This window comes from Ruegeria sp. BHSC043, from assembly GCF_059612985.1.
Map to the genome: position 1 here is coordinate 1 of NZ_JBXWRS010000031.1, position 8,361 is coordinate 8,361.

An 8,361-nucleotide genomic window follows, 5' to 3' on the forward strand; every position below is an offset into this window, starting at 1 on the left:
ATGCCGAGCATCGCTTCAGCGAGCTCATTGCATGTGTGGTGCCAATAGTGCGAACCACCAGGTGACGCAGCATCACCACCACCCCTCCCCCTTTAGGGGTGGTGGTGGTGATACGATGACACGAAGGGGTCAATCACCAGAACGTCGATGCCCCACGCCTCGATCTCATTGGCTAGCGCGTCCAGTTCCGGCTCAATGATCTGGACTCCCTCGCGGGTCTGAATGGCGATGGTGAGTTCCCGCTCGCGGCCCGTGTCCACATAGATCCGTCCCATAGTTTCCTCGGGGCAAATTTGGTGGTGCTGCATCGCCGCAATAATGCGCCGGTCCATTTCGTCGCGCGGGTCTTCCAGGTTGTACAGCCAGATCCTCAGACCCTTGGCCGTCCAATCTCCCAGCAACTCCCGGCCTGACGCCATTGCCAGCGCCTAACAGATCGACAGAGACGAATTACCAACACCACCATCCATGTACCTGAACACAATCAGTTCTCCACAGGTGTGCAGGTTCCCATCCCTAGAAGCCTATCCTGCTCTCATTTAAGGGTCATCAATCACCGCGCTCCATGCGCGCACTCCAAGCAGCTTTGCCCATGCCCCTGCGATCGACCCGGCTCTCCATCGCCAGGGACGATTGGACCACCATCTCCTTGCGCATCCGGGACGAGAACTGTCTGCCAACGCGCCGCGCCAGCAGCTCGAGTTCCCGGATCATTTCGCGGCCTTGCCTCAGGCCCTCGACGTAGCGGCGGAAGTGGCGCAGTTCGCGTTCGATGTATCTTTCGGCTTCCTCATAGGCCCCGTCCCGGTTCATGCGGGCCGCAGTGGTCACGACATGAGCGCTCCACGTCCGAGCGACAATCGCCGCGATCTCGATGTCGCGGGGCTGGGCCTTGTTGGCTGCCCCGTCTGCAGCAGTGAGCCTGAGGCGGACAGCGTCCGTTTCGAGCCTGAAGCGATCGTCGACAGCGAGTCCGCTGGCGGTCAGCTCGAACGCAAGCTCGTCGTTCTTCCGTGCCTTGGGACAGGTGACCTTGAGAACGGCAACACGTTCGATGTCGTTTTGAACCGGCCCGAGAGGAACGAGGAAACGACCGTCGCGGCTCTCGGATCCTGTTCTCCCCATCACCTCGACCCGCACGCTTGTCGGTACAGTGAGCTCGATCTGTGCATCCTCCACGACAGTCCCGAAGATGTCGTCCAGTTCGCCCAGAAGTACCGAGGAGATCTCGCTCGTCAGCTCGGCATCGTGAAGGCGTCCACCACCGCTCTCGGCAATGCCCCTTAGCAGCTGCTCGTCGTAGCCGTCGCCGATGCCGAGGCATGAGGTCAGGACGCCGCGCATCCGGAGCTCGCCTGCGTGCTCGCGAAGCTCTTCAGGGTCGACGATGCCTTCGTTGGCATGACCGTCACTCAAGATGATGACGCGTGGAGTCATACGCGGGTCTTCTTCAGCGATCCTGGCGGCGCACTCGACACCGGCGAACCATCCCCCCGACAGGAGCGTCATGCCACGGGTCTGGAGGCCCAAAATATCTGACCGAATGCGAGCGGCGTTGTCGGTCGTCACCGCCACACCATCGAGATGAACGAGGACATCCGACGCAAAGGACACCACGGTAAGACGATCCCGCTCCGTGAGGCGTTCTGCCAGGCCGAGGGCTGCTTCCTTTGCTGCCTCGAGCTTTCCGCCGCCCATCGAACCGCTGGCATCGACCACGAGAGCGATGTTGAGGGGCGCGCGCTCGGCCGGGCGGCGGTCATCCTTCCGGTGAGCCTTGAGCCGTGCGACGAGGTAACGAACGGAGTTGCCGCCGTCCCAGAAGAGCTTGCGGTCGAAGGCGGCGGCGGCGGTGAAATTCAAATCAGTCATTTTTTGCTCTCCCGGTAAGAATGGCGCGGAACTGGTCCGCGAGCTGTTCGAAAAGGACCCGTTCGCGAGGTTCGAGATCGCCTCGCACGGAAAGTTCGAGGTCGGGCGTGACGGAGATCCGCGTCCAGACCGTCCCTCGCGAGCGCCTTGGCGCCGGTGCTTCGAGTACCTTCTCCAACCGAAGGATCAGCCGCTCGATGCTCGCCAGTTCCGCCTGGCGTTCGTCGGAGTGAGCTCTTCGATAGGACTCCATCGACGGCTTGCTGACGCGAGGCTCGAAGGACGGCCGTTCTGACGCGCTCGAAGTGCTCTTCTTCGCGAAAAACTCCATCGATCGCTGCGGCGGTTCCTCGCTGGCGCTTCGTGTCTGGATCCGCCTGAGGTAGTCGCGCGCCGACCCAGTGGAAGCCGTTGTGGGTCCTGCCTCGAGGGCCCACTGGCGGATCTGGTCCTCCGTCGCCATCATGAAGCGACGCCCGATCTCCGAGAGAGACAGCCCGTGCAGATCTTTGAGCGCCCGTACGGCCAGTGCACGATCTGCATTGCTGGCGGGGTATCGAGCGCCTCGCCCAGGCTTGAAAGGTGGAGCCAGCAGTCCTTCGCTGACCCAGGACCGCAAGGTGCGTGCCTCAACCCCAGTACGTTCGCTCAGTTCTTCGAGTGTGAGTTCATCATCATACATAGCGGCGATGTAGGTGGATTAATACGACATGTCAATATGTCGCATTAAGTAAAGGACATGCGTTGTGATTCGAAGCGGCCGTCACAAGTCGTCGAACTTACGATCCCGCTCTGCTCGAAGGATTGCGCGCCATTCCCCTTTTTTCTCTATTTCAATGTGTTCACTGACTGCCACCTACGCTTCAGCACTGTAGGATGAAGAAGGAGCCAATGAAGACCGTCATGCCCAAGACTGAACCTCCCCCACTGAAGTGGTCCGCCGTTATGTTGAGGAAAACGGAGGATCAGAATGGGAACGAAGCGACACAAGCTGGAAGAGATTGTCACGAAGCTGCGGCAGGTTGAGGTGCTTGTCGGGCAAGGAATGGCGCGGGTGGATGCGATCCGTGAGGTTCGCATTACCGAACAGACTTACTATCGCAAGCGCAAGCAGTATGGCGGGATGGGAACCGACCAGCTCAGAGAGCTCAAACGGCTACAGAAGGAGAATGAGCGGCTAAGGAAGGCCGTGTCGGACCTGACGCTGGACAAGCTGATCCTGGCGAAGGCGGCAAAGGGAAACTTCTGAGCCCCACCCAGCGTCGAGCTTGTATCGAATCCTATCCGCACCGGCAGTTCGTAGCTGGCGAGAGTGGCAGCCAGGCGCTGAAAATCCTCCAGCGTGTTCGTGATCGTCAATCGACGGCGGCGCTTCTTGCCGGGTACGCCAATCAACACCTCGTGCCGGTGCTAGGAAATGTCGATGGCGACCAGTAAGGTCGGCGCGGTAGAATGGGTGGCGGTCATAGCCGGTCTCCTCAGCGGTGTGGTTCATGCAAAACCACTGCTGAGACCTGAGACCCGGTTATGGCTGTCAATCGGCATTGAACCTTAACCCCCTATCGGCATCCAATTTTGACCCCTTTTGTGATGAGCAGGCCCGGCGCTGCGTAGTCTCCATTTAACGCAGCTGCGACGGGCCTGCGGGGTTATGTCGATCACGCCGTCTTCCAGCGCCAGCATCAGCACCTTCCTGATCATCATGCACTGCTTCGCCTTGGTGGACGGTGCCAGGGGCTTGTCCCGGCGCTTGTCGAGAAAGACCAGATAGCCCCCCTCCAGAAAGCCATATCAGCGCGGTACCGAGGCGGCTTCTCTTCGGCCCAACCTCACCGCTTGGCCATGGCTTTTTTCTCAAGAAGTTTCAGGGAAATCCTTTTTCCCCCTTGCACACTTCTTTGGGCCCGTACTGAGCCCTCCGTGCAGGCGGCACCGTCGCTTTCCGGGCACCACGCGCGCTTTGCAGCGGCCACCAGAACGAGTTTTGGCGCCACACACTGGGCGCTGTTACTTGGGTAACGGTTCGCCGCAATCATCCAGTCCCAATTCCGCCATCCGCCTACAGGTTACACTGAAGCACTGCGAACAACCTTTTTGGTAGTTCCGGAGTTTGTGACTTTCTGCCGGGCATGGTCGCCAATGCGACCGCAGCGCCCACCAATCGATGGGATCGCTTCTAAACAGCGCACGCATCTCAACTCCCTGCTTTTTCGGTCGCACCATCAGAAAACACCAACAATTCTTACCATAGTTTGGAAACCCAATGATGCGCGAAACGGAAATACTATTCGGTTCGGCGCCAGGACCGCCCACATAGAACCCGGCTCACCCTCGGAGAATGGCTATTGCGAAAGCTTCAACGCCCGGTTCCGCGATGACTGTTCGATGGCGAGATATTCTATTCCCTGCGCGGGCACAGATCCTGATCGAACAATGGAGGAGGCACTACAACACGAAACGACCGCACAGCGCCCTGGGTTACCGCCCACCGGCCCCGGAAACCGTCCTCCCGGTGGACCAGAGGCCGACTATGCACTAACCGTAAAACTGGACCACTCAGGTGGGGCTGATCAATGGTTAGATGACGCCCAAGCCTTTGTGGAAAGAATTATTGCAAGTGTTCGGGCGGGTAGCGCGAAGGGCATCTAAGAACGAAAGAGTGATCACAGATGGACGTAACTCCGGCATATATGTTGATTTCCACGCCAAAGGTATTTGAGAAACCTCATCACCGACGCGCGTTGCGCCTACTTCGCATGATCTCAATCCTGCATGGAAAGGGGTTTCAGGGGCTTAGACTGTTTCCTTGTTTGACCGGTGCAGGAGCGTATCGGTTCTATCTGTTACCGGCAGAGTACACGAACGATACCGGGTTGTTCTATAAGTCAGGCCTGCCGGAGGAATTGTTGGTGTCGCATAGCAATTTAGGAGACGAACGTTATTTTGGCTTTGATGGCAGTGGCCTATCAGCCCACGAAGTTGCTTTAAAGTTCATCCAAGAGTTCCCAGAACTTATGAAGGCTGCAAACCATGTGGACTTCGCATACGCCGGGTGGTTTGCGACCTTGCTTGCTCATTGTGAATACGGTTTTTTGCCAATGGTTCATGAGTCTTACGGCTTTCCGCTGACAGAAATCCCCATGCAAGCCATCGGAGAAAAGGAAATGGGCAGTTTTCCACTTCCACCTCCTCCGAAGGCAACCTAAACGACTCCACAGGTTCAATCGATAGCATCATTGAAGTTGCGCATGTTCAAGAACTATAGTGCCGGTTATGGCTACGAAACACACTTTGAATTTCGGCGACCTTAGCATCCCGTATGACGTTCGTAGTGATCCTCGTCGAACAACGCGCGTGGCCATCCACGTCGACCCGGACGGTGGTGTCTGCGTGGAAGCTCCGCCTCGCTTCCCCGAACACTCAGTGCAGCAGGCAGTTCAGAAACGAGCGCGCTGGATAGCCAAAAACGTTAAAGAGGCTCTAGACCGGTTCGCTCACGTGACCCAAAGGGAATACGTATCCGGTGAGGCGATACTTTATCTTGGCAAACGTTTTGTTTTGAAAGTTCTCCCCTCTGAAGGCCGGCCGCAGCCGGCTCCGCTACGGGGAAGTCGCTTAGAAGTCGAAACAATCACGCTGGATCCCGCAGCAGTACGGAAAGACGTTTTTTCATGGTACAGAGAAAAAGCAGAAGACTACTTTTCAAAGAAACTCATTGAAAAGTCACAACAACTCCCGAGGGTGAGCTCGGTCCCTTCCCCTGAAGTTTCGAAAGATGAAGAGACGTTGTGGAAGCTCTTCGCAACCGAGCACTCCCACCCTGAACCCTCATCTCATAAAGGCGCCGCGAGACTGTATTGACTGTGTCCTAATCCACGAGTTGGCGCACATGAAGTTCCAAAACCATGGCCCAAAGTTTCAATCTTTGGTTAAGGCACACTGTCCCAACCCTGAACAATCGAAAAGAAAATTGAACGCAATGATCGAAGTCTTGATGGCCAAATAGAACCTAAATGCTGGGAAACACAAAATATGACTGATACTCCCATAAACCAAGAATTCGTTTCTAGAGTGCAGTATTACGCCAACAAAATCATTCAATCCACGTCGCTCACTGAAGAGGGCAAAAAGTGGATCGACGGCGTTCAGTCCAATGTTATGAAATTTCTGGCGAACTACGGCATACTCAAGCGCCGTGAAACGCAATTCACCTTTCAGTCCGTGGATGTATATCGGAATATTTGCCAACAAATTGTTGAACGTGGTGAACAGGAAAATCTTGGAACGGACTGGATCGAAAGCACTTTAGAACAACACTATTGGGTCGATATTGCTCAAAGCTTGATGGCCTTTAGTGCAACAAATGTTCTTGCAATTGGAATGCTGGTCGAAGCGATCGCTCGAGAATTGGAAAACGACAACATCTTTTCAGCTGTAATTCTGTCTAGGTCTTTGCTTGAACAACAGGCCACCTTCCGCAAAAGCCAATCCCAAATTGAGTCAGCAGTCAGGGCTAGGCTTGAAGCAGACCCGACTCAACAATTGGAAAAGGAGCAAAATCTAGAAGAAGTAATTCTTAAAACCGTTTACGGCTCGAGGCACAAAGACAGCTCTGTAGAACAAAAGAAACAAGCCAACGTACTGAACCGAATAAAGTCTTTGGAAAAAGATCCCAACTGTCGCGGCCTCACCGGCGTCTATGATTACCTGTCGCAAATCGCTCACCCCAGCTATTTTACGACGCGCTTCTTTCAGGTTAGCGTCCAAACAAACGAACTTGGCCAGATGGATTCCGAACTTGGTATTGTACCAGGAAATGGCGCAATCGAAGCGGGTTATTCTCTGCTTTGGGTTTTGTCTTGGGCTTGTGAGGACGCGTTGGATAAGCAGGTGCAGTTCGCGAAGACAATCCAAATGACCCTCCACCACTGAAGTGGTCCGTCGTCAGAGTTTTTTGGAATGCTGAGGTATTTTCGTGGCGGAGGTTCTGGTTCTGGTTCGGTTTCTGTTTGAGCCAATGCGCCAGCGGCTTGGTGCTGCAACCGGCGTTTTCTGATTGTCTGTTTCTTGATCTCCTCTCACATCGCACATCATTCTTGGGCCTCAAGCGTATGGTTAGGCCTGAAGCGATCTGTATTCCTTTTCATTGGCCAGAACTGACCAGGCAATTCTCGCCAGTTTGTTTTCTAACGCTACGGTGGCAACATTCTTATGTGCTCTTTGTTCGAGTTCATCGAGCCAGTCTCCGATCCGATGTGCCGAACGGTTCCCATTCAGTTTGAAGCTCCGCGCTCCATGAATGAATATTCGGCGAAGGTAAGCGGGTCAGCGAGATAGCGGCAGCACTGGGCGTCTCGCGGATGACGGTCTATCGGGCAGTAGCGGCGACATACCTCGTAACCGTGTCCCGTACTGACCTTGGAACAAGGTCAATGCTTGATTACGCTATGCCCATCGCATCACAAGGAATGGCAATGCCGCGAAAGAAGTCGGACTGGGAGGCATGGTTCGCGCGACGCGAAGGAAAGCAGACCTACGCCAAGGGCACAAAGAAGGTCAAAAAACTTCCGGCAGCGCAAACTGGTCGGCGAGCATACGTAATCGGCGAAAAGAATTACCAAGACCATGTTTTTCAACGCAGTCACATAGAGAAATATGCCAACTATCGGCGCGCCAACCCGACGCCGGCGGAGAGGGAGTTTCTTCGATTTCTAAATGAACTGAACAACGGTGTGCTGCGCGGTAAGTTCGTACGAGAACACATCATAAGTGGGAAGTGGATCGTAGACTTCTTCTTTCCAGAGATTCGGTTAGCGGTCGAGATAGACGGATCGGTTCATCTAACGGGGATTCAAAAACGAAGGGATGCCTTGAAGGACGCCGATGCCAAACGCTTCGACATAACCGTCCTTCGTTTGACAAACGTAGAGGTCGCAGGGAACAAGGATCGTCTCGCTCAGAAACTTCGTCAAGGTTGGCGCGCAGCGCTGGACCGCGAAAACCAAGTCGTTGGCAAACCGTATGACGGATAGTCCGCTACAGTCGCCCTTTGTTCAACCATTCCCAAACGACTGAATATTCCTGACTCGATGACGCCTGAAAACCGCGTTTGGCTCCGACGTCAGAATCAGATAGGAGAAACCAATGGAAGGCCCGGCCTGCCAATTCCGAGACCCTGTCCAGATCGAAGCTGACGGACGCGTGACACACTCGCCGTGGGATCAGGAACTGGAAAGACAAAGGCAGGCCGGGGTCTATGACGAAATCAGGAAATTGCTTGCCGCCGATTGACCTAGTTGACATCAAGCTCATCTTGGCACCTACTCACCTGCTGGGCTCGTTTTGCGGCTTCCTTTCGGCCCTGTACTAAGCCCGCCATGCAGGCGGCACCGTCGCTTTCCGGGCACCACGCGCGCTTTGCAGCGGCCACCAGAACGAGTTTTGGCGCCACACACTGGGCGCTGTGACTTGGGTAACGGTTCGCCGCAA

At 55.3% G+C, this 8,361-nt stretch carries 11 protein-coding genes and 3 pseudogenes; 8 read left to right on the forward strand and 6 right to left on the reverse strand.

The annotated features are described in order from the left end of the window. Positions 1 to 92 precede the first annotated feature (92 nt). The 3 genes from AC2FMM_RS18185 to AC2FMM_RS18195 form a co-directional block, all read right to left on the reverse strand. On the reverse strand, positions 93 to 419 hold the full coding sequence (locus tag AC2FMM_RS18185) for an AAA family ATPase (RefSeq protein WP_496797337.1): 327 nt from the start codon (positions 417 to 419) through the stop codon (positions 93 to 95). Between the two features lie 130 nt (positions 420 to 549). Continuing rightward, entirely contained in the window at positions 550 to 1,872 is a 1,323-nt protein-coding gene (locus AC2FMM_RS18190; RefSeq protein WP_496797338.1) for a vWA domain-containing protein, read from the reverse strand. Beyond that, on the reverse strand, positions 1,865 to 2,554 hold the full coding sequence (locus AC2FMM_RS18195) for a helix-turn-helix domain-containing protein (protein ID WP_496797339.1): 690 nt from the start codon (positions 2,552 to 2,554) through the stop codon (positions 1,865 to 1,867). The genes AC2FMM_RS18190 and AC2FMM_RS18195 overlap by 8 nt, the downstream gene beginning before the upstream one ends. Before the next feature lie 288 nt (positions 2,555 to 2,842). Here AC2FMM_RS18195 and AC2FMM_RS18200 point away from each other — a divergent pair. Further along, positions 2,843 to 3,150: pseudogene (locus AC2FMM_RS18200) on the forward strand (transposase); the annotation flags it as partial. Here the strand turns inward: AC2FMM_RS18200 and AC2FMM_RS18205 are convergent. Continuing rightward, a pseudogene (locus AC2FMM_RS18205) lies at positions 3,139 to 3,339 on the reverse strand (IS110 family transposase); the annotation flags it as partial. The pseudogenes AC2FMM_RS18200 and AC2FMM_RS18205 overlap by 12 nt on opposite strands. Before the next feature lie 387 nt (positions 3,340 to 3,726). Beyond that, a complete protein-coding gene (locus AC2FMM_RS18210; protein WP_496797340.1) occupies positions 3,727 to 3,870 on the reverse strand; it encodes an HGGxSTG domain-containing protein in 144 nt (47 codons plus the stop codon). A 297-nt stretch (positions 3,871 to 4,167) separates the two neighbouring features. Here AC2FMM_RS18210 and AC2FMM_RS18215 point away from each other — a divergent pair. From AC2FMM_RS18215 to AC2FMM_RS18245, 7 genes and pseudogenes are all read left to right on the forward strand, one after another. Beyond that, a pseudogene (locus tag AC2FMM_RS18215) lies at positions 4,168 to 4,411 on the forward strand (integrase core domain-containing protein); the annotation flags it as partial. 130 nt (positions 4,412 to 4,541) lie between these two features. Continuing rightward, entirely contained in the window at positions 4,542 to 5,078 is a 537-nt protein-coding gene (locus AC2FMM_RS18220) for a hypothetical protein (protein ID WP_496797341.1), read from the forward strand. 67 nt (positions 5,079 to 5,145) lie between these two features. Beyond that, positions 5,146 to 5,733: a M48 family metallopeptidase gene (locus AC2FMM_RS18225; RefSeq protein WP_496797342.1), complete on the forward strand. Its 588-nt coding sequence runs from the start codon at positions 5,146 to 5,148 to the stop codon at positions 5,731 to 5,733. Beyond that, positions 5,648 to 5,878: a YgjP-like metallopeptidase domain-containing protein gene (locus AC2FMM_RS18230; RefSeq protein ID WP_496797343.1), complete on the forward strand. Its 231-nt coding sequence runs from the start codon at positions 5,648 to 5,650 to the stop codon at positions 5,876 to 5,878. The genes AC2FMM_RS18225 and AC2FMM_RS18230 overlap by 86 nt, the downstream gene beginning before the upstream one ends. A gap of 26 nt (positions 5,879 to 5,904) precedes the next feature. Then, positions 5,905 to 6,804 carry a hypothetical protein gene (locus tag AC2FMM_RS18235; protein ID WP_496797344.1) on the forward strand — a complete coding sequence of 300 codons (900 nt, stop codon included), beginning with the start codon at positions 5,905 to 5,907 and terminating at the stop codon, positions 6,802 to 6,804. 500 nt (positions 6,805 to 7,304) lie between these two features. Continuing rightward, positions 7,305 to 7,904, forward strand: a complete 600-nt coding sequence (locus AC2FMM_RS18240; protein ID WP_496797345.1) for an endonuclease domain-containing protein — start codon at positions 7,305 to 7,307, stop codon at positions 7,902 to 7,904. A 112-nt stretch (positions 7,905 to 8,016) separates the two neighbouring features. Further along, complete coding sequence (locus AC2FMM_RS18245) at positions 8,017 to 8,163, forward strand: hypothetical protein (protein WP_496797346.1); 147 nt, start codon at positions 8,017 to 8,019, stop codon at positions 8,161 to 8,163. Positions 8,164 to 8,192: 29 nt separating this feature from the next. Here the strand turns inward: AC2FMM_RS18245 and AC2FMM_RS18250 are convergent, their stop codons facing one another. After that, positions 8,193 to 8,327, reverse strand: a complete 135-nt coding sequence (locus tag AC2FMM_RS18250; RefSeq protein ID WP_496797347.1) for an HGGxSTG domain-containing protein — start codon at positions 8,325 to 8,327, stop codon at positions 8,193 to 8,195. Between the last annotated feature and the right edge of the window lie 34 nt (positions 8,328 to 8,361).